At 64.6% G+C, this 20986-nt stretch carries 18 protein-coding genes and 1 pseudogene; 7 read left to right on the top strand and 12 right to left on the bottom strand.

What is annotated here, in order from left to right:
- Nucleotides 1–39: 39 nt before the first annotated feature.
- Nucleotides 40–729 carry a DUF4230 domain-containing protein gene (locus WKH79_RS08110; RefSeq protein ID WP_063510516.1) on the bottom strand — a complete coding sequence of 230 codons (690 nt, stop codon included), beginning with the start codon at nucleotides 727–729 and terminating at the stop codon, nucleotides 40–42.
- Nucleotides 714–1586, bottom strand: a complete 873-nt coding sequence (locus WKH79_RS08105) for an MBL fold metallo-hydrolase (protein WP_341858553.1) — start codon at nucleotides 1584–1586, stop codon at nucleotides 714–716. Before WKH79_RS08105 ends, WKH79_RS08110 begins: the two co-directional genes overlap by 16 nt.
- A 62-nt stretch (nucleotides 1587–1648) precedes the next feature.
- Here WKH79_RS08105 and WKH79_RS08100 point away from each other — a divergent pair, with 62 nt between their 5' ends.
- Entirely contained in the window at nucleotides 1649–3112 is a 1464-nt protein-coding gene (locus tag WKH79_RS08100; RefSeq protein ID WP_341858552.1) for a glycerol kinase, read from the top strand.
- Here the strand turns inward: WKH79_RS08100 and WKH79_RS08095 are convergent, their stop codons facing one another.
- A complete protein-coding gene (locus WKH79_RS08095) occupies nucleotides 3113–3565 on the bottom strand; it encodes a DUF1465 family protein (protein ID WP_341858551.1) in 453 nt (150 codons plus the stop codon). It lies immediately after the preceding gene.
- Between the two features lie 90 nt (nucleotides 3566–3655).
- Entirely contained in the window at nucleotides 3656–3865 is a 210-nt protein-coding gene (locus WKH79_RS08090) for a DUF465 domain-containing protein (RefSeq protein ID WP_050601010.1), read from the bottom strand.
- A 165-nt stretch (nucleotides 3866–4030) separates the two neighbouring features.
- Between WKH79_RS08090 and WKH79_RS08085 the strand changes: the two genes are divergently transcribed.
- The 5 genes from WKH79_RS08085 to tilS all read left to right on the top strand — a co-directional run bounded on the left by WKH79_RS08085 (nucleotide 4031) and on the right by tilS (nucleotide 9461).
- A complete protein-coding gene (locus WKH79_RS08085; RefSeq protein ID WP_082835760.1) occupies nucleotides 4031–4186 on the top strand; it encodes a YdcH family protein in 156 nt (51 codons plus the stop codon).
- A gap of 71 nt (nucleotides 4187–4257) precedes the next feature.
- The gene (ptsP, locus tag WKH79_RS08080) at nucleotides 4258–6528 is read left to right on the top strand and encodes a phosphoenolpyruvate--protein phosphotransferase (RefSeq protein WP_050600875.1); all 2271 of its coding nucleotides are present in this window, start codon (nucleotides 4258–4260) and stop codon (nucleotides 6526–6528) included.
- A gap of 140 nt (nucleotides 6529–6668) precedes the next feature.
- Complete coding sequence (locus tag WKH79_RS08075) at nucleotides 6669–7505, top strand: RodZ domain-containing protein (protein WP_341858550.1); 837 nt, start codon at nucleotides 6669–6671, stop codon at nucleotides 7503–7505.
- A gap of 104 nt (nucleotides 7506–7609) precedes the next feature.
- Nucleotides 7610–8521, top strand: coding sequence for a hypothetical protein (locus tag WKH79_RS08070; RefSeq protein ID WP_341858549.1), 912 nt, complete (start codon nucleotides 7610–7612; stop codon nucleotides 8519–8521).
- An 82-nt stretch (nucleotides 8522–8603) separates the two neighbouring features.
- Nucleotides 8604–9461 carry a tRNA lysidine(34) synthetase TilS gene (gene tilS, locus WKH79_RS08065; protein WP_341858548.1) on the top strand — a complete coding sequence of 286 codons (858 nt, stop codon included), beginning with the start codon at nucleotides 8604–8606 and terminating at the stop codon, nucleotides 9459–9461.
- A 5-nt stretch (nucleotides 9462–9466) separates the two neighbouring features.
- On the opposite strand, the gene WKH79_RS08060 is transcribed toward tilS, so the two are convergent.
- The 7 genes and pseudogenes from WKH79_RS08060 to rimO form a co-directional block, all read right to left on the bottom strand.
- Nucleotides 9467–10123: a L,D-transpeptidase family protein gene (locus tag WKH79_RS08060; protein WP_341858547.1), complete on the bottom strand. Its 657-nt coding sequence runs from the start codon at nucleotides 10121–10123 to the stop codon at nucleotides 9467–9469.
- An 83-nt stretch (nucleotides 10124–10206) separates the two neighbouring features.
- On the bottom strand, nucleotides 10207–10818 hold the full coding sequence (gene eda, locus WKH79_RS08055) for a bifunctional 4-hydroxy-2-oxoglutarate aldolase/2-dehydro-3-deoxy-phosphogluconate aldolase (protein WP_341858546.1): 612 nt from the start codon (nucleotides 10816–10818) through the stop codon (nucleotides 10207–10209).
- Nucleotides 10815–11789: a glucokinase gene (gene glk, locus WKH79_RS08050; protein WP_050600869.1), complete on the bottom strand. Its 975-nt coding sequence runs from the start codon at nucleotides 11787–11789 to the stop codon at nucleotides 10815–10817. Before glk ends, eda begins: the two co-directional genes overlap by 4 nt.
- Nucleotides 11786–13609 (bottom strand): phosphogluconate dehydratase, encoded by a 1824-nt coding sequence (gene edd / locus WKH79_RS08045; RefSeq protein WP_341858545.1) that lies wholly within the window; start codon nucleotides 13607–13609, stop codon nucleotides 11786–11788. The genes glk and edd overlap by 4 nt, the downstream gene beginning before the upstream one ends.
- A pseudogene (zwf, locus tag WKH79_RS08040) lies at nucleotides 13599–15040 on the bottom strand (glucose-6-phosphate dehydrogenase). The gene edd and the pseudogene zwf overlap by 11 nt, the downstream one beginning before the upstream one ends.
- Nucleotides 15041–15405: 365 nt before the next feature.
- Nucleotides 15406–17772: an EAL domain-containing protein gene (locus WKH79_RS08035; protein ID WP_341858544.1), complete on the bottom strand. Its 2367-nt coding sequence runs from the start codon at nucleotides 17770–17772 to the stop codon at nucleotides 15406–15408.
- A gap of 240 nt (nucleotides 17773–18012) precedes the next feature.
- Nucleotides 18013–19386: a 30S ribosomal protein S12 methylthiotransferase RimO gene (rimO, locus tag WKH79_RS08030; RefSeq protein WP_341858543.1), complete on the bottom strand. Its 1374-nt coding sequence runs from the start codon at nucleotides 19384–19386 to the stop codon at nucleotides 18013–18015.
- Between the two features lie 77 nt (nucleotides 19387–19463).
- Here rimO and WKH79_RS08025 point away from each other — a divergent pair, with 77 nt between their 5' ends.
- Nucleotides 19464–19862, top strand: coding sequence for a DUF1761 domain-containing protein (locus tag WKH79_RS08025; protein ID WP_341858542.1), 399 nt, complete (start codon nucleotides 19464–19466; stop codon nucleotides 19860–19862).
- Between the two features lie 3 nt (nucleotides 19863–19865).
- Here WKH79_RS08025 and WKH79_RS08020 read toward each other — a convergent pair whose 3' ends face one another.
- Nucleotides 19866–20984 carry a potassium channel family protein gene (locus WKH79_RS08020; RefSeq protein WP_082835757.1) on the bottom strand — a complete coding sequence of 373 codons (1119 nt, stop codon included), beginning with the start codon at nucleotides 20982–20984 and terminating at the stop codon, nucleotides 19866–19868.
- Between the last annotated feature and the right edge of the window lie 2 nt (nucleotides 20985–20986).

Below are 20986 nucleotides of genomic sequence, written 5' to 3'. Positions count from 1 at the left end.
GCTATTTTTGGAGGAAGCTACCCGGCGGTTCGGGGAGCGTCAATTTCCGGGAGGGGCTTCCCCGTCGAACCGCACTGCGACCGTCACATCGCCATAGCCGGCAATCTGTAACGGAATGGCGAGGTTCTGCCGTACCGCATCCTTTGCCGCCTGCCGTGCCAGCGCGAGGACTTCGGGGTTCTTGGCGAAGGCGGCAGCCTTACGCTCCGCTTGCTGCGAATTGTTGCGCGCGAGGTCTGTGCTGGCATCACGAGTGACATAGGTGCCTTCGGTGAAGGTTGTCTGCGCCGCTTCGTCGAGATTGGGCCGCGAGATGCGCAGCGCCGGCAGCACCACCGAAAGAGTCTCGCTTCCCGCGTCCCACGCGAACCGGTCGCGGTCCATGCTCGACAGGTCGAGACGGTATTCGACCGTCGCGGGAATGATCGCCGCCTGCCGGCTTTCGAGTAGGTCGATGTTGAGCACGCCGCGCCGATCGACGCTCTCGGCAACGACCTCGAAGCGGCTGGAAAAGACGGTCAGCGAATTCTGCTTCTCGAACGCCAGCATCGCGCTGCCCACCGGGTCGCCTTCTTCTTGGAAGAAAAACGCGCGCCAGCCGAGCCAGGCAACTGCCGCGAGCAGAACGATGACGATCAGCCACGGCACCGCCTGGACACGCGCCAGCGGGCGGTCCTGCTGGACTTCAGGTGCGACCGTGCGCTCGCTTCGTTTCAGATCGTCTGCCATGTATTGCCCGAACGGGCGACGAGGCCGCGCTGTTCCAGATCGATCAGATGCGCGGTTACCGACATCTCGGCGGCCTTGTGCAGCTTGGGGTCGAGCCCCTTGTACATCTTGGGCACGAAGTCGCTCGCTTCATGCGGCCCCTCGCCCAGCAGCCGGACGATCTGGTTCTCGCGCTGGCGGCGGTGGCCAATCATCCCACGCACCAGCTGGCGCGGCTTTTCGACCGCCTCGCCATGCGCGGGGTAGAACACCCGGTCCTCGCGCGCGTAGAGCTTGTCGAGGCTCTTCATGTAATCGCCCATGTCGCCATCGGGCGGGATCACGACGCTGGTCGACCAGCCCATGATATGGTCGCCGGTGAACAGCGCGCCGCTTTCCTCTAGCGCGAAGCAGAGGTGGTTCGACACGTGTCCGGGCGTGGCGACCGCGGTCAGCGTCCAGCCGGGGCCGGTCATCTGTTCGCCATCTTCCATGACCCTGTCGGGTTCATAGGTGCGGTCGAACGAGGCATCGGCGCGCGGGCCGCTATCGTCGAGCACCAGCGGGGCGCAGCCGACGATCGGCGCGCCCGTGCGCGCGGCGAGCGTCTTCGCTGCGGGCGAATGGTCGCGGTGGGTATGCGTGCACATGATCGCGCAGACGTGTTCCTCGCCGATCGCGGCATCGAGCGCGAGCAGGTGGTCCTTCTCGTCCGGGCCGGGATCGATCACCGCGCAGCCATCGCCGATACCGACGATGTAGGACTGCGTCCCGGTGTAGGTGTAGGGCGAGGGGTTGGGGGCGAGCACGCGGCGCACCAGCGGTTCGAGCTGCATCGCCTGCCCGGTGGGCCATGGTTTGGGAGGAGGTCCTGCCATGGCCTTGCATATGGGGGTTTGCTTGCGCCATGTCACCACCCGCCATTCGCAAGGGAGAGAGCATGGCCGATCGCATTCTCGTCCTCGACGCGGGGACCACCTCCACCCGCGCGATGATTTTCGCACCCGACGGGACGATGGAAGCGGTCGCCCAGGAGGAACTGACCCAGCATTATCCGCGCCCCGCATGGGTCGAACACGATGCGTCCGAGATATGGACCAAGACGCTTGCCTGCGCGCGGCAAGTCACTGGCGAGGCGGCCGGTGCGATCGCAGCGATCGGAATCACCAACCAGCGCGAAACGGTCGTCGCGTGGGACCGCCATACGGGCGAGCCACTGGCCCGCGCCATCGTGTGGCAGGACCGCCGGACCGCGCAGTTCTGCGCCGACATGAAAGACTATGGCCATGAAGCTGCCGTGCAGCAGCGCACCGGCCTGCTGCTCGACCCCTATTTTTCGGGCACCAAGATGCGCTGGATGCTCGACCATGACGAAACCGTCCAGGCCGCGGCGCAGAACGGGGCGCTCGCCTTCGGCACGGTGGAAAGCTGGCTGGTCTACAAACTGTCGGGCGGCGCGCATCTGAGCGATGCGAGCAATGCCAGCCGGACGCAGTTGCTGGCGCTCGACGGGGCGCAGTTCGACGAGGATTTGTGTGAACTGTTCGGCGTGCCGCGTGCAGCGCTGCCCGAGGTCGTCGATACGCACGGATCATTGGCGACGAGCGAGCCCGAATGGCTCGGCAGGGCGATACCCATCTGCGGCCTGGCGGGCGATCAGCAAGCGGCCACGATCGGGCAAGGCTGCCTCGGTTTCGGCGAAACCAAGGCTACCTACGGCACCGGCGCTTTCGTACTGACCAATATGGGGCAGGCGATTCCGCGGTCGGACCACCGCCTGCTGGGTACCGTGCTCTACCAGCAGAATGGCATAAGGACCTATGCGATCGAGGGGTCGTGTTTCGTCGCGGGCAGTTTGGTCCAGTACCTGCGCGACCAGCTCGGGCTGATCGGCAGCGCTGCGGAAACAGAGGAGCTGGCCCGTTCGATCGAGGATAGCGGCGAGGTAGTGATCGTGCCCGCTCTGGCCGGGCTGGGCGCTCCGCACTGGAAGCCCGATGCGCGCGGCGTGATTTCGGGGCTCAGCTTCGCCAGCGGGAGGGCGCAGATCGCGCGCGCGGCGCTCGAGGCGATGGCGCACCAGACGCATGATCTGGCAAGCGCCTTTGCGGCCGATGGGGCGCCCTGGTGCCGGCTCAACATCGATGGCGGCATGAGCGTTAACGACTGGATGGCACAGGACCTGGCGAATATCCTCGACCTGCCCGTCGAACGGCCCGATTTCGTCGAGACCACGGCGCTTGGCGCGGCGATCCTTGCAGCGGTCGGCTGCGGATTGTTCGCCACGCTCGATGACGCGGCGCCGGCGATGCGCGGCGGCACGCGGTGCTTTGCTGCCAAAATGGCGAAGGATGTGCGCGAAGCGCGGCTGGGGCGCTATTCCAAGGCGCTGGCCGCGGCCTGATCAGCCGCGCGCGAAGGCCGCGGTGATGCGGCCGCGCAGTTCTTCCACCGGCGGCTCGCCGGCGTTTGCGCGCCATTCGCGGTCGAGTCGGGCAACGCGTGCATGCAGCGCCTCGCCCTCTTCGATCAGCGCCCGCGTGGCGGGCTCTAGCAGCGCGAGATTGTCCGCATCTGCTTGGGGCTCGTCGGGCAGCCGCCCGCTGCGGGCCAGCTGGCCTGCAGACAGTTCGCCCGAGCGATAGGCCCGCTGGTTGAGCAGCCAGGCAAGCACATGCATCAACCGCGTGGTCGTGCGCAGGCCCTCGATCGACAGCGCGACGCGCGTCAGATCGTCGGGCTGGACCGCGGTGTCGGTCCGCCGCAGATCGAACACGGTGCGCGCGTCATCGGCAAGCACGAGCGCTTGCGAATACAGTTCTTCGATAATTTCGCAGTTGATGTCGCGTGTGGGCATGGATGCACTCTACGCCCCGGCCGGGGGGCTCGCCACTGCGTTTACCATGGCAGTCCTGCGATGGGACGCCTTGCGGCGAAGTCGTTGTGATCAGGCGATTATATCGGGGATCAGCACGTCCTCGATCGCCGCGATGCGGTCCCTCAGAGCCAGTTTGCGCTTTTTAAGGCGGGCCATTTGCAGCTGGTCGACGAAGCCGCTCTGCGCGCCGGTCTGGATCAGCGCCGCAATCGCGACGTCGAGATCGCGGTGCTCGCTGCGGAGCAGGGCCAGCCGTTTGCGCAGTTCCTGTTCGTTCACGCGAACCTTTCCCGGATGATCGCCCTTCGCGACCGTTTCGCCGCATGGCCCCAACTCTGCGTTTTGTAAATCGGCAATCCTGTGGTTTGATACTCCCCTGCGGCGCGTGCCGCGCAAGCGCACGAGTCGCTCCAGAGGTCGCACAACCGTCTAGGAGACAATTCGATGCACTCATCCCATGTCGACGCGCTCAAAGCCAAGCACGCCGGGCTCGAGGCTCGCCTGCACGAAGAAGAAATCCGGCCTGCGCCTGACATTGCGATGATCCGCCAGATCAAGAAGCAGAAGCTGCGGATCAAGGAAGAGATCGCGTCGAGCTGATCGGATCTTTCGGGAAGCGGGGATTGGCATCCCGCTTCCGCCCTCCCATCAATTTGCTATAGGCTGCAGCCATGACAGCTGCAGCCTCCGCCCGCCAGATCCTTACCCGCCTGCACGAGGTGATGGCCGGGCGCACGCATGCGCAGTACAAGCTCGACCGGGTGGTCGAGATCATCGCCGAAAGCCTGTCGAGCGAGGTCTGCTCGATCTACCTGCTGCGCGAAGGTGCGCTGGAGCTTTATGCGACGCAGGGACTCAATCCCGAAGCAGTGCATGTGACGCGGCTGGCCGTGGGCGAGGGGCTCACCGGCACGATCGCGAACAATATCGAGACGCTCAATCTGGCCGAGGCCAAGGCGCATCCCGATTTCGCCTACCGCCCCGAAACGGGCGAGGAACAGTTCCACTCCTTCGCGGGTGTCCCGATCGTCTACCGCGAACGGGCGGTCGGTGTCCTGTGCGTCCAGCATGTCGATCCGCGGCGCTATGAAGATGTCGAGATCGAAGCTCTGCAGACCACCGCAATGGTGCTGTCGGAACTGATCGCACACAAGGAACTGGTCGACGGCGAAAGCGTGATCGACCTCGAGATATCGCATGTCGAAAACGACATCCTCGAAGGACTGCCGCTGGTCAAAGGACTCGCGGCGGGGCAGGCGGTTTTTCACCAGCCGCGGATCGAGATCGACCAGGTCGTGGCGGAGGATGTCGAGGCGGAACGCCAGCGTGTGTACCGCGCCTTCGACAAGATGCGCGACCAGATCGATGCGCTGGCGCGCGAGCCCGAATTCGGCAAGGGCGGCGAACATGTCGAGGTGCTCGAGACCTACAAGATGTTCGCCTATGACGAGGGTTGGAGCCGGCGCATCAACGAGGCGATCGACAGCGGGCTGACAGCCGAGGCGGCGATCGAACGGGTACAGCAGCGTACGCGGATGCGCATGCGCGAGATCGACGATCCGCTGCTGGCCGATCGCATGCACGATCTCGAGGATCTGTCGAACCGGTTGCTGCGGATCGTCTCGGGACAGCTGGGCACGGCGGCGACGCAGGGTCTGCGGCGCGACACGGTGCTGTTCGCACGCAATCTGGGGCCGGCGGAACTGCTCGAATATGACCGGCGCCGGCTCAAGGGCGTGGTGCTGGAGGAAGGTTCGCTCACCGCGCATGTCGTGATCGTGGCGCGTGCGATGGGGGTGCCCGTGCTCGGCCGCGTATCGGGACTGCGCACCCGCGTGGCCGAAGGCGACGAGGTGATCCTCGATGCCGATCACGGCACGGTCACGCTCAGGCCAAACCAGCAGGTGCTCGAGGCGTTCGAAACGCGCTTCGCCCGCTCGCGCGAGAAGCAGGCCGCCTATGCCGAACTGCGCGATGTCGAACCCTTCACGCGCGATGGAACCCGGATCACGGTGATGATGAATGCGGGGCTGCGCGACGACATGAGCGCGCTCGCGATGAGCGGGGCCGACGGGGTCGGCCTGTTCCGGACCGAGTTCCAGTTCCTGGTGTCCTCCACGCTGCCGCAGCGCGACCGCCAGATGCGGCTCTACCGCGACGTGCTCGACGCGGCGGGAGACAAGCCGGTGATCTTCCGCACCGTTGATATCGGCGGCGATAAGGCGGTCCCCTATCTCGACACGGCGGTGGCCGAACGCGACGAGAACCCCGCGATGGGCTGGCGCGCGCTGCGCCTGTCGCTCGAGCGCGAGGGCCTGCTCAAGGCTCAGGCCCGCGCGCTGCTCGAAGCTGCGGCGGGGCGGTCGCTGTCGGTGATGTTCCCGATGGTCAGCGAACCGTGGGAATTCGATGCGGGCAAGAAAGTGTTCGAAGACCAGCTCGCGTTCCAGCGCGACAGGCGCAGGCAGGTCCCCGAAACGATTCGCTATGGCTGCATGCTCGAGGTGCCGGCGCTCGCCGATATGCTCGACGTGCTGCTGCCGAAGCTGTCCTTCGTGTCGGTGGGCACCAACGACCTGACCCAGTTCCTCTTTGCGGCGGATCGCGCCAATCCCAAGCTGGCGGAGCGTTACGACTGGCTGAGTCCGGCGATCCTGCGCTTTCTTGCCCGGGTGTCGCGATCCTTCGTCGGCCACGATGTCCAGCTTGGCGTGTGCGGCGAGATGGGCGGACGTCGGCTCGAAGCGCTGGCGCTGCTGGGTATCGGCTATCGCCGGCTTTCGATCACTCCGGCCGCGGTCGGTCCGATCAAGGAACTGGTGCGCAAGGTCGATCTGGGCGAGCTTACTGCGCAGATGAGCCGCTGGCTTGCCGCCCCGCCGCCGGATATGCGCGGCGCCTTGCAGCAATGGGCCGGTGAACGGGATATCGAGGTTGAATGATTTCACCGCGAAAGCGGCTCTTTTCGTCGGTCGTGCGCATCTGTGCTATGATGCGTGCTTGACAGGGCTGCCCGCGCTTCGCTTTGCCTGCGTCAAGACAACATGCGGGTAAACCGCAGGTTCGCATTATCGGGGATCGCATGAGCGACGAAGAATACCTTGAAGAGAAAGTGGTTACGCACACCGGTGTCGGCGCACGGCTCAAGGCCGCGCGCGAAGAGCGGGGGCTCGATCTGACACAGGTGGCCGCGGAGACCCGGATTCCGCAGCGCCACCTGCTCACCATCGAAAATGGTGCGCTGTCGGACTTGCCCGCGCGCACCTACGCCGTGGGTTTTTCGCGCACCTATGCGCGGCTCGTCGGGCTCGACGAACGCGAGATCGTCGATCAGGCGCGCATGGAACTCGCCGAAGACGAAGAACGCACCGCTTCGCCAGACAAGTTCGAGCCGGGCGATCCGGCACGGGTGCCGGGCCGCGGGCTGGCGTGGTTCGCGCTGTTCGCGGGGATCCTGCTGATTGGCGGGATATACGCCTTCTACAGCAGTTATTTCGCTCCGGGCCTCGGCCCGGCACCCCTCGAGGCGCCCGAAGACCGCACAGCATCCGCCGCACAAGAGAATGATGCTGCGCCGCGCCAGGCGGCAGCGCCCGCTGCATCGGGGCCGGTCGTCTTCACCAGCGAAATGGACGGGACCTGGGTCAAGTTCTACGATGCCAACGGAGAACGTCTCTACGAAGCGCAGATGGATGCCGGCGACAGCTTCACGGTGCCCAGCGATGCCGAAGGGCCGCAAGTGTGGACGGGGCGTCCCTATGCCCTGGCGATCACGGTCGGCGGCCGGTCGGTGCCCAAGCTTTCCGAAGAGGACGAAGTGATCAAGGACGCACCGATCACCGCCAAAGCGTTGCTGGCACGTGGCCAAGACGGTGCTGCACCCGCGCAGCCCGCCGCAGCCGCGGCTGGCGAGGGTTAACGGACCCTGCTTTGTTAAGGGGATAAGCGCGCCTCGCGCCCTCGACAGCGACGCGGCGCTAGGGCAGTTTTCTTCCGCTACCGATTTTCCACCAGGAGCCCTCGATGACTTTCGCATCGCTCGCCCGTAACCTGTCGTTCTTCGGGGCCGGTTTCGCCCTGCTTGCCACGGCCACACCCGCCTTGCCGCAGGACGGCAACGACGAAGCGCGCCTGCGCCGGCTGGAAGCCGAAGTGCGCGCCCTACAGCGCACGGTATTCCCGGGCGGCGACGGCCGTTTCTTCGAGCCCGAGATCAGCGCCCAGCCGGCGACCCGCCCAAGCACCACCGGGGCATCGACCACTGCAGTGACCGATATCCTCGCCCGGCTCGACGCGCTTGAAGCGCAGCTCCAGCGGCAGACCGCGCAGAACGAGGAAAACGCCAATGCGCTGCGTCAGTTGACCGAACGCATCGACGCTCTGGAAGCCTCGGGTACCCGTACCACGGCGAGCGCACCGGCCGGTGGCATGGCCGCGACGACGGGCAGCGCTGGCGCCGCGCGAACGGTCGCGGCGACACAGGCGTCGGGCCCCAGCGCGGAACGGCTGGCCGCAGTGCAGGCGATTGCCAAGCCGCAGACCGAGGATCCGGCAGACGACGAATACTCCTACGGTTTCCGTCTGTGGGATGCCGGCTTTTTCCCCGAAGCGCAGCAGCAGCTGACCATGTTCGTCGAACAGCACCCGGATCACTGGCGCACGACCTATGGCCGCAACCTGCTCGGGCGCGCCTATCTGGACGACGGCAAGGCCAAGGAAGCCGCGCCCTGGTTCCTCAAGAACTATCAGGAAGACAAGACGGGCGCCCGCGCCGGTGACAGCCTGCTGTATCTGGCCAAGGCGATGATCGCGCTCGACGACACCCGCCGCGCCTGCATCGCGCTGGCCGAATTTTCCGAAACCTATCCCGCACTGGCCGCCGGACGGCTGCAGGGTCAGTATGAAGCCAATCGCGCCAAGGTGACCTGCGATTGACCCGGCGATCGACCCGCCGCTGCTAGCACGCTTCAGGGCCGATCTTGCCGCCATTCGCCCGGAAGGCAAACTGGGGCTGGCGGTGTCCGGTGGTCCCGACAGCATGGCCTTGCTGGGTCTTGCAGCCGCGAGCTTCGATGGGGCGGTCGAGGTCGCGACCGTGGATCACGGCCTGCGGAAAGAGGCTGCCGAGGAGTGCGCGCTGGTCGAGCGCGTATGCGCAGAGCGGTCGATCCCGTGTACGACGCTGCGAATCACCGTGGCAGAAGGCAATCGCCAGGACCGCGCGCGCGCGGCGCGTTACGCAGCGCTGGGCCGCTGGGCAGGCCAATGCGGCCTTGCTGCCATCGCGACCGCGCATCATGCGGACGACCAGGTCGAAACGCTGTTGATGCGGCTCAACCGGGGGAGCGGGCTGGCCGGGCTCGCGGGCATTCGCGCGCGAGCGGAAATCGAGGGCTGTCCCGTCCCCGTCTTGCGCCCCCTGCTGGGCTTCACGAAGGGTGAGCTGCAAACCGTCGTGGGCTGTCTAAGCCTGCCCGTGGTTCAGGACCCGAGCAATCGCGACGACCGATACGACCGGGTGCGGATCAGGCAACAGATCGCCGGAGTGGACTGGATCGACCGCAAGGCATTTGCCCGCAGCGCCGCACACCTGTCCGAAGCGGAGCAGACCCTGGAGTCACTGGCCGAAGAACTCTGGAATGCCGCGGCTGTCGAAAGCGGGCAGAAGGTCGAAATTCCCGTCCCCTCACAGCCCGATCTTGCCGCGAGGCTGATCGCAAGGGCAGTGCGGACCCTGGGCGGGACGGTTTCCACGGGGGAGGCGCAGGCGTTCCTCAAAACGATGGGTACGCGCGGCAACATCGGCGGCGTGCTGATCGAACGACGCTCGGACCGGTACGTCTGTACCCCCGAGCCGCCGCGTCGCGGCGGGTAGCGCGATCAGATGATGGCGTCGCCCAGGCCCAGCCGTGCGCCGTCGGTGATCACGATCTTGTCGCCCTCTTTCGCAATCGCGAAAAGCCGCTCGGCGATGGGATCGGGCACGCCGATGCATCCGTGGCTGGCGTATCCGTTTTCGACTTCGCTGCCGCCGTGGATAGCCACGCCGTCGCTCGTCAGGAACATGCTCCACGGCATCGGTGCGTTGCCGTATTTCTCCGACACGTTGTGGCGCTGCTTCCACAGGATCGGGAAGACACCGGTGGGCGTGGGATGCTCATCGGTACCCAGCAGCACGGCGGCGGCACCGATTTCGTAGCCGCCACGGAAGATCGAAATGACCCGCGCCTGCAGGTCGACCGTCACCAGCAGCGGGCCTTCGGGCACGCCTTCGTCGTCCCAGTGCCACTCGCCATAGCGGATCGGACCGTCGATCGGCAGCACCCGGCGCACGGTGTAGAGGCGTTTCGCATCGGCGACAGCCTTGGCTGCAATCGCGCCATGCGGGGCAAGCGGCTTGGCGACAGGCTGCGGCGCATCCCGTTCGGTCGTCACGACCTCGCGCTCCGCGGTCGCGCTGCCGCCGATGGCGATACCGGAAAGCACCAGCGCAGCCGCAACTGTGCCCCCGCCGATCCATTTCAGAATGACATCCATGCGCACCTTATGCGCATAAAGAGGTGAATTTTCCACCTATGCCTGCCGCCGCGTGCCGTTTTCGCACACTCGGCACCGAACCCTTAACGCGAGAGGTCGGCAGCTTCGCGGGCGAGGTGGGATACATTGGTTTCGTCCACCGGCCCCGCGCGGGCGACCCAGCTGCCCCCGACACACAGCACCGGATCGAACGCCAGCCATTCGGGCGCATTGGCGAGTGTGATCCCTCCGGTCGGGCAGAAGCGGCACTGGCCGAAGGGAGCTGCCAGCGCCTTGAGCGCGGGCAGGCCGCCAGCGGCCATCGCGGGAAAGAACTTGAAGTGGGTCAGGCCGAAATCGAGCCCGCGCATGACGTCGCCTGCAGTCGCTACGCCGGGCAGGAAGGGAATGTCTTCGCGAATCGCGGCCTTGCCCAGCGGTTCGGTCAGTCCGGGCGATACGATGAATTCGCTCCCTGCCGCGATCGCGTCGGCCAGCTCCTGCTGGTTGGTCACCGTACCGGCGCCCACGATCGCGCCGTCGACTTCGCGCATGGCGCTGATAGCGCCGAGCGCTGCCGGGGTGCGCAGCGTGACTTCGAGCACGCGCAGCCCGCCCGCGACAAGCGCGCGCGCAAGCGGTCGCGCCTGCTCGATTTCGTCCACGACGATCACCGGAATGACCGGTGCAGTCTGCATGATATCGGCAATGGTCATCGCAGGTTCCTGGCAAAGGCAGCTGCCGCGCCAAACAGGCCGGGCTGGGGGTGGGTGATCAATTTTACGGGAATGGTCGCCATGAGTTCGCCGAAGCGGCCCTTGGCGCGAAACCGCTGGGCGAAGCCGGATTTGGGCAGATGGTCGCGCAGGCGATACCCAAGACCGCCGGCGATCACGACGCCCCCGAAACCGCCCTGCGCCAGCGCGATATCGCCGGCCACGCTACCCAGCGACAGGCAGAACCGGTCGAGCGCCGCGGCGGCCAGGCCTTCGCCATCCTCCAGGGCGCGGGTCCAGATCGCAATGTCGTCCTCTTCGCGCGTCTTGCGATTTTCCATCGCCGCAAGCGTTTCGTAGATGTCGACAATGGCCGGACCAGAAACGACGCGTTCGACCGACACCCGCCGATGGCGTTTGCGCAGCCGCGCGAGGATCGCGTCCTCGATAGTGTCGAGCGGGGCGAAATCGATATGGCCGCCCTCGGTCGCCTGGACGCGGTATTCGCCAGATGACCGCCAGAGATGCGCGACGCCGAGCCCGGTACCCGGGCCCATTACGCTGATCGTGCCGTCGTCCGTCAATGGCTGGTCGGGGCCCGCGAGGTGGAGGAACTGGTCCTCGGGCGCGCGCGCGACTGCGTGGGCCACCGCTTCGAAATCGTTGACGATGCAGTAATCGTCCACGCCCAGTTTCTGGCGGACCAGCGCCGGGCGGATGATCCATGGATTGTTGGTGAACCGAATGACATCGTCGCCGACCGGTCCGGCAATCGCCATGGCGATGCGCGGCGGCAGCGTCCCGCCCATGCGCTTGCGGAAGTCCTCCCAGGCGGTCTGGAAGCTGGCATGGTCTTCGGTGTGCAGCGTCTCGGGTTCGCCCAGCGTGATCGCGCCATCTTCACCGATCGTGGCGATAGCGAAGCGCGCATGCGTTCCGCCGATATCGACAGTGACGAGGTCGGTGCTCACAGGCCCGCCATCGCCAGCATGGCCGAAGCGCCCTGTTCGGCGCCGTCGGCGCCGGCACGGAACATGGCGAACAATTCGCGGCCCATGCCGGTCTCGGGCGGCGGCGCCTCGGCAGGCTCGCGGCTGGAGAGATCGGCGGTGGTGGACAGCTCGCCGGTGGCGGCGGAAATGCGGATGACATCTTCGTCCCGCAATTTGGCGAGCGGCCCGCCGCCAAGCGCTTCCGGAGTGCAATGGATGGCCGCCGGCACCTTGCCCGATGCCCCCGACATGCGGCCATCGGTGACCAGGGCGACGCGGTAGCCGCGATCCTGCAACACGCCGAGCGCGGGGGTCAGCTTGTGCAGCTCGGGCATGCCATTGGCGCGCGGCCCCTGGAAGCGGACCACGACGATCACGTCGCGATCGAGTTCACCTCTCGTGAAGGCCTCATTGACGGCGCGCTGGGTGTCGAACACGCGGCACGGCGCCTCGATGGTCCACCGTTCGCGTTCGACGGCCGAGGATTTGAAACAGGCGCGGCCCAACGTGCCTTCGACCAGCCGCATCCCGCCGTCGGCCTGGAACGGTGCCGAGGCCGGGCGAAGCATGTCGCTGTCGCCGGACGGCCCGGGGTCGCGCCAGACCAGCGTGTCGCCGTCGCCATCGACGCCCGGTTCGCGGCTGTAGCTTTCGAATCCGCCATCCCACACGGTGAGGATATCGGCATGCGCCAGTCCTTCCTCGAGCAGCGTGCCGACGACGAAACCCATTCCCCCGGCTTCGTGGAAGTGGTTCACATCGCCCGCGCCGTTGGGATAGACGCGCGCAACCAGCGGGACTGCAGACGATAGTTCCGACAGGTCGGTCCAGTCGAAACGGATGCCCGCCGCCCGCGCCATGGCCGGGATGTGGATCGCGTGATTGGTCGACCCGCCCGTGGCCAGCAAGCCGACCGCCGCATTCACGATTGCCTTTTCGTCGACCACGCGGCTCAGCGGACGAAAATCATCGCCCGCCTGGCCGATGGCGGCCAGCCGATGCGTGGCAGCGCGGCTGAGTTGCTGCCGCAGTTTCGCCCCCGGCTGGATGAACGCCGCTCCGGGGACATGGAGACCCATCATCTCCATCATCATCTGGTTGGAATTGGCAGTGCCGTAGAAAGTGCACGTGCCGGGCGAATGGTAGCTGCCCATTTCGCTGGCAAGCAATTCCTCGCGCGTCGCCTTGCCCTCGGCATAAAGCTGGCGCACGCGCTGCTTTTCCTTGTTCGAGATACCCGTCCCCATCGGGCCCGAGGGCACGAAAATGGCAGGCAGATGGCCAAAGCGCAGCGCGCCCATCAGCAGGCCGGGGACGATCTTGTCGCAGATGCCGAGCAGCGCGACCCCATCGTACATCGCATGGCTGAGCGCGACAGTGGTCGACAGGGCAATCGTGTCGCGGCTGAACAGCGACAGTTCCATGCCCGCTTCGCCCTGCGTCACACCGTCGCACATGGCCGGCGTGCCGCCGGCGACCTGCGCAGTGGCGCCGACTTCGCGCGCCCAGATCTTCATGCGTTCGGGATAGCGGTGATAGGGCTGATGCGCCGACAGCATGTCGTTGTAGGCGGTGACAATACCCAGGTTCGGGCCCTTGGCTGCCATGATGGCCGCCTGGTCTTCCTCGGCCCCGGCAAATGCGTGGGCGAGGTTGGAGCAGGACAGCGACGTCCGATCGACCTGCCGCTCGCTCTCGCGGTCCATCAGGTCGAGATAGGCGGCGCGGCTGTCGCGTGAATTGGCGATGACGCGCTGGGTCACGCGGTGGATCGTGTCGTTGAGCGGCTTATTCGTCATGCCAGCTTACTCCGTCGCGTTCGGCAAGGGCGATGGCGGCGCTGGGACCCCAGCTGCCCGCACCATAGGCTTTCGGCTTGATGTCCTCGCGCTCCCACAGGGTGCGAATGGCGTCGATCCATTCCCATTGCGCTTCGACCTCGTCGCGGCGCACGAACAGCGTCTGGTCGCCCTCGATCAGGTCGAGCAGCAACCGTTCGTAGGCGATCCTGCGGACCGTACCCGAAAACGCGTCGGGCATGGCGATATCGAGAGGGATCTGCCGCAGCCGGATACCGTCGCGGTCCAGCCCGGGGACCTTGGCCATCATCGACAGCTGGACATTCTCTTCGGGCTGGATCCCGATCACCAGCCGATTGGGCTTGGTGCTGGCGCCGCGTCCTTCGAATATGGAATGCGGAACGCAGCGGAACTGGACGACGATTTCGGTCACGCGCTCGGGCAGCCGTTTGCCCGTCCGCAGGTAGAAGGGAACGCCCTTCCAGCGCCAGTTGTCGACATGCGCCTTCAAGGCCACAAAGGTCTCGGTATCGCTGTCCTTCCCAAGTTCCTCGTCATAGCCGGGCACGGCGGTGCCTTCGACGGCACCGGCGCGGTATTGCCCGGTAACGGTCTCCTCCCGCGCGATCGGGCGCAGCGCGCGCAGCACCTTTACCTTCTCGTCGCGGACCGCTGTTGCATCGAAGCTGGTCGGCGGTTCCATCGCGACAAGCGCCAGCAGTTGCAGCATGTGGTTCTGCACCATGTCCCGCAGCGCGCCGCTGTCGTCGTAATAGGCCACCCGCGATTCGAGGCCGACCGTCTCGGCAACGGTGATCTGCACATGGTCGATATATGTCGCATTCCAGACCGGCTCGAACAGCATGTTGGCAAAGCGCAGGGCGAGCAGGTTCTGGACCGTTTCCTTGCCAAGGTAATGGTCGATACGGAAAATGCGGTCTTCGCTGAACGCCTTGGCGACGGCGTCGTTGATCTCCTCGCTCGAGGCGAGGTCGGTTCCCAGCGGCTTTTCGAGCCCGATGCGAACATTGCCCTGCGTCAGGCCGGCGTGGACGAGACCCTCGATCGTGGGTTCGAACAGGCTGGGCGCGGTCGAAAGGAAGATGGCCAGCCCCTTGTCATATGCGCCGACTTCGGTCGCCAAGGCATCGTATCCCTCGCGCGTGGTGGCATCGACGGGGACATAGCTCAGCCGGTTGAGGAATTCGGCAACCCCGCCGCGGCGGTGATCGGGAAGGTATTTCTCCAGCGCGGCGCGCGCAAAGTCGCGATAGTCGCGTGTCGACATTTCGGAACGTGCCGTGGCGACGATCTTGAGATCGTTGTCGAGCAAGCCGTCGGCGTCGAGCGCACAGAGCGAGGGGGCAGCATGCGCTGGGCGAGGTCCCCGGTGGCGCCGAACAGCAGCAAGCGATCTGCAGGCAGGTTCATGCGAAGGACCGGGGGATCATGCAGCGATATCCATTGCTGCAGCGGTTATCAGTGCAGGAGCCGGCATGCCAGTCGGCTGCATTCCTATTCTTCGGAGTAAAGATCGTACGAGTGTTTCCACCAGGGCAGAACAGCGAAGCACAGGGGCGGATTGGCGGCATTATCAATCAACGAGCTGCCGGGAGCTTCGTTTCCACGAGCAAGCCGCTGCGGCGCGACCACGAAAAAGGGCCCCGGAAAGGGGCCCTTCGTAATTCTAGTCGTGTTCGATCAACCGTCGAACAGCCATTCCCAGATATTCCACATGATCACAACTCCTGATTGCTCAAGAGTTAAGTGCCATTAACCATGTATGTTTGTAAAGTCTAAACTATGTTTGATAACGTTTGCTCGGGGGCAAGCTCCTGATATTCAAGCAAATTGGATAATGAGAGGGGGCGCGAGAACGCGAACCCCTGAACCTGTTGGCAACCGGCTTCCTGCAGCATTGGGATATCCTGCGGGTTCTCGAGCCCTTCGGCGACGACAGTGATTCGGGCTCCGCGCCCCATGGCAGCGATACTGGCCACGATAGCGCGGGCCTTGGGATCCTTCGCAATATTCGCGACGAACATGCGGTCGATCTTGATCTCGTCGAACGGCAGCTCGTAAAAGGCTTCGTAATTCGCGGCTCCAACGCCAAAGTCATCCATCGAGATGCGCACGCCGATAGAGCGTAATTCGTTGAGAATGGTCGCAGCTACTTCATGGTCCGAAATGCGCGCGGTCTCGGTAATTTCCAATGTCAGAAAACAGGGATCGAAACGGGTGGCCTGCAGCACATTTCGCACGAGGCCGACCACTCGCATGTCGCTGAGCAGGGTGGCCGAAATATTGACCGACATGGAAATCATATGCCCGCGGAAATGCAGGAGTTGTCCGGCGGAACATGCGCTCTGCAGCACGTAGCGCGTGAGATGTTCCATCCGTCCGGCTTTTTCGCACTGCTGAATGAAATGCATTGGCGAGATAAAGCCGCGTGCCGGATCGTGCCAGCGGACCAGTGCCTCCACCCCGACGACTGCGTTTGACTGAAGGTCGATCTTGGGCTGATAGACGCAGTAAATCTCGCCTGCTTCCATCGCATCGTCGATGCGCGCCCGCAGCGAAATGTCCCACAGCAGGTCGGTTTGCGAACCGGTTTCGGCAATCGCAATCGGATTGTGCGCTTCGGAGGTTTCCTCTGCTGCAGCAACCGCAGCCGCCAATCGGGCAGAAGGGTCGCCTTCGACACCGGCGATGCCGAATGTGATGCCGACATCGACCGAAAATCCACCTACCTGGATCGGGGCGGCAAATATGGCGCGAAGCCCTTCGAGGTGCTCGACCACTGCATCGGTGTCGTCGTTTGCGACATGCCAGCCGAGATGGTGGCCGTCGCTGTAAACGACCAAATTGCTATCGGCAGCGCGCAGCCGATCGACGAGTTTGAGCACGTAGCTGCCCTTGTCATCGGCCCTCAGTGTCTTAAGCACGCGCTCGTAGTTCTGAATCTTGGCGATGACGATGTGGCCATTGGTCACCGAGTCACGAATGAGCCGGGCTTCCAAAGCGCGCAGCTTCGCCAGCCCGGTTTCCTGATTGACCATTTCGACCCGACGTTTCCATCGCATTCTCGAGCGCAAAGCTGCATAGATCGCCAGAAAAGTCAGCGCGTACGAAAGCTCGAGACGAATGCCGATCTTCGCTGCCGCGTACAAAAGCGCCGGGGCAACGAGCACGGTCGCGGAATAGGCGACCCAGCGCTGTCTCCGAGCTCGGCTAAAGACTATTGAAATCAATAGAAGTGCCGCGAAGAAAGAGAGTACGATAGGCCCTCTCAAGCTTCCGGTATGTCCTGCCTTAAGCGATTCGCCCGCGTATATGTCAACGTAACTGACGGCCGCATCCATCTTGCGGGGCATTGGCTGCTGGCTACCAGCCACCAAGCCTGAGTGTCCGATTACGACAGTTTTTCCAGTAACTTCTGCGGCGAGCTCTGACAGGCTTCTAGCGTTACCCGACAGCTCATCGAGTTGAAGCGTGGGGATGCGATCGACGGCGAACCCGTAGTCCACCGAGAATGTTTCATTCGGGTTGCCTTCCACCCCTGCGATAGCGGCCCCAAGGGATCGTGTTACCCGCCCGTCGTTTTGATACGCATAATGCAGTCGCCATGCGAAACCGTACCAGTCGCGATCGGTTTGGTCAGAGACTACTCGGGTCGCGGGGCCAGCGATTGTCGGTGAAGTAGTACGACGAATTCTCTCGCCGGTCGGGCCCTCTAGTATCCGATCGACGAGGGATATCCGAGGACCCAAATCTGCAATCGCTCGAGCCAAGCGAGCGTCGGCGGCCGCGTTTTCTGAAGTGGAGAATGGAATGTCGAGAAAGACTTTCCCCACGCCCTGGCGATCGAGTTCGTCCAAAGCTGCTGCGACCTGAAAACGCGTCTGCGGGTTGTCGGTATCGTTCAGGGCTTCATTCGAAGAAACGAAGACAACGTCGCCAGTTGGGTTCCGGTCCGCTACGCGAGATTGGAAAAGCCATAAAAACTGGTCGATTGGTTGGAGCAGAAACACAGCGTAGAGCGCCAGACTGATCAGCGCCGCCCACAGGACGTGACGCAAGCGCTCGAACAGGCGACCGCTGAAAAGCGATCGTCCGCGGACGAGCACTGGCGCTGCCAGTCTTGAGATGCGTGTTTCACCCATTGAGCGCCCTTATGCCGCTCTTAGGTTTAAGAAAGATTTGATGCCGCAGCCGCGAAACCACGGCAAGCCAGCTTGCCAGCCGGTTGCGAAAGTAAATGAAACTCGAACGAGCGCCGTTAACGCTTTGCGGGGCAATAAGCCGCCGTCAGCCCGCGCGCGCAGAACTTATCGTTTAATCCGAAAGGTTTCCGCGCTTGCCGCCGCGCAGAAGCACGCGCGTCTAGCGGCGCCGCCGCGTTATCAGGCTACCGCGCCGAACAGGTCGTGCGCGTCACTGTCCTCAATTGAGACAGTTGCAATATCGCCCGCCGCGAGGCTCTGCGGGACGTTGCGCAAATAGACCGCGCCATCGATCTCGGGGGCGTCCGCCTGGCTGCGGCCGGTTGCCCCGATATCGCCATCCTCATCGGGTTCGCCGACTTCGTCGATAATCACGGGAATGCGCGTCCCGACCTTGGCGGCCAGCTTGGCAGCGCTGATCCGCTCGGTAACTTCCATCACCCTTGCGTAACGCTCTTCCTTGACGGCCTCGGGCACCGGGTTGGGCAGGGTGTTGGCCCGCGCGCCATCGACCGGTTCGAAGCGGAACGCGCCAACCCGGTCGAGCTGCGCCTCTTCGAGCCAGTCGAGCAGATATTTGAAATCGTCCTCGGTCTCGCCGGGGAAGCCGACCACGAAGCTGGAGCGGATCGCGATCTCGGGACAGATCTCGCGCCAGCCCTTCAGCCGTTCGAGCACCTTGGCTTCGTTTGCGGGGCGCCGCATAGCGCGCAGCACCTTGGGGCTCGCGTGCTGGAAGGGAATGTCGAGATAGGGCGTCAGCAGGCCTTCTGCCATCAACGGGATGACCGCGTCGACATGCGGATAGGGATAGACATAGTGCAGCCGCACCCAGGGCGGGGTGCCGCCGCCGATGTCGAGCTGGCCCAGTTCGCGCGCGAGGTCGGTCATATGCGCGCGGACGGGGTGGCCCTTCCACAGCCGTTCCTCGTGCCGCGTATCGACACCGTAGGCGCTGGTGTCCTGGCTGATGACCAGCAGTTCCTTCGTGCCCGCGGCAACGAGTTTCTCGGCTTCGCGCAGCACTGCGTCGATCCGCCGGCTGGCCAGCTTCCCGCGCAGGTCAGGAATGATGCAGAAGGCGCAGGAATGGTTGCAGCCCTCCGAAATCTTCAGATAGCTGTAGTGGCGCGGGGTCAGCTTGATGTCGGGCTGCGGGATCAGGTCGACATAGGGCCCCTGACTGGGCGGGGCGTGCGTATGCACTGCATCGACGACCTGTTCGTACTGATGCGCGCCGGTCACTGCCAGTACCTGCGGATGCGCGGCTCGGATCGCGTCGGCTTCTTCGCCCATGCAGCCGGTCACGATGACGCGGCCGTTCTCCGCGATCGCCTCGCCGATCGCCTGCAGGCTCTCTTCCTTGGCGGAATCGAGGAAGCCGCAGGTGTTGACCAGCACCACGTCGGCCCCGGCATAATCGGCGCTCATCGCATAGCCGTCGGCGCGCAACCGCGTGAGGATGCGCTCGCTGTCGACCAGTGCCTTGGGACAGCCGAGGGATACCATGCCGACCTTCTTCTGGTCGGGGATTGCGGTGGTGGTCGTGCTCATGATTGCGCGCGCCCCTACACGCGTAAGCCGATTTACGCTAGCTTCCTGCGCATCGAAAGGCGCGAGGGATACGGGACATGGGCGAAATCAACTGGTTGGCGGTTCTGCTTGGGGCGCTCGCATTCTTCGCGGTCGGCGCGCTCTGGTACGGGGTGCTGTTCGCCAAGGCCTGGCAAAAGGCTGCCAGCCTCAGCGACGAAAAGATCCGCAGCGGCAATCTCCCGCTGATCTTCGGGCTGACCTTCCTTGCCGAACTGGTGATAGCATTGACGCTGTGGCACGGGATCGCGCGCAGCGGCGCAAGCGACCGGGCCGTGATGATGATGGCGATCGGCTTCGGCGCCACGGTCATGGCCCCGGCGCTGGGGATAAATTACCTCTACTTGCGCAAGACGCTGCGCCATTTCCTGATCGACGCGGGCCATTTCATCGTCGGCATGGCCGCGATGGGCGGGGTGTTCCTGCTCTTCCGCTAGGGCTCAGTCGTCGCCCTGGTCGTCCCGGTCGTGGCCATCGCCCTTGGTTTCGCCATTGGTGGTCGGCACGATTTCTACCACGATGTCGCCGGTCTGCAGTTTTTGGCATTCGGCTTCCCAGAAGCCCAGCGCCTTGCCGTCGCGATAGACGCGCAGGCCGCGCCCGCCCGTGTTCAGCTCGCCGATCGCCTTGCCGCACTCGGCCGCGGTGACCTCGCGCTCGACCAGCTGGACACGCCCCGACACACTGGCAAGATCGGCGAGGTAGTCGGCGATATGTTCGCCCTTGGCGCTGCCGGCAAGCAGCAGCCCGGTAAAGCGGACCGGGTTGATGACATTGTTCGCGCCCGCCTGCCGCGCGAGCGATTCGTTGTCGTCGGCGCGGACCACCGCGCTGATCGGAACATGCGGTGCGAGCGCGCGCACGGTCAGCGTGATCAGGATCGTGGTATCGTCGCGTCCTGCGGACACCAGCACGTTCTGCGCCTTGGCGATGCGAACCGCCTTCAGCGTCTGGTCGCGGGTGGCGTCCGCGGCCATGATGTTGCAGCCGAGCGCTTCGGCCTCGTGCAACCGGTCCTCGCTGGGGTCGATGACCACGATGCAGCTCGGGTCAGTGCCGCGTTCGATCAGCTCGCCGACCGCTTCCGAGCCGGAGATGCCGTAGCCGAGGACCACGATGTGATCCGATAGCTGTTCCTGGATGCGGGCCATCCGCCATTTCTCCCAGCTGCGTTTGATGATGAAGTTATAGGCCGTGCCGACGAAAATGAAGAACACCGCAAACCGGATCGGTGTCACGATCACTGCTTCGACCAGCCGTGCGCGATCCGAAATCGGGGCGATGTCGCCGAACCCCGTGGTGGTGATCGAGATCATGGTGAAATAGACCACGTCGAGGAAGCTGACCTCGCCGTCGAGATTGTCGACCAGCCCTTCGCGGTCCCACCAATGGACCATGATCACGATGAAGATGAGGAACAGCGCCGCGCCCAGCCGGATGCCGAGATCGCCCCATACGGGCAGTTTCACTGCACGGCGAAGGGGCTGGAAACGGGGCCCCCGATAAGTCCGCACCCGCGTGCTTGCGGCGATCCGGTCGACCTGTTTGTCGCTCCTCATGC

This window comes from Qipengyuania sp. GPGPB31 (genome assembly GCF_038396345.1).
Taxonomy (GTDB): domain Bacteria; phylum Pseudomonadota; class Alphaproteobacteria; order Sphingomonadales; family Sphingomonadaceae; genus Qipengyuania; species Qipengyuania citrea.
Note: the sequence above shows the minus strand (reverse complement) of the source record. Positions and strands in the feature narration are given on the sequence as shown.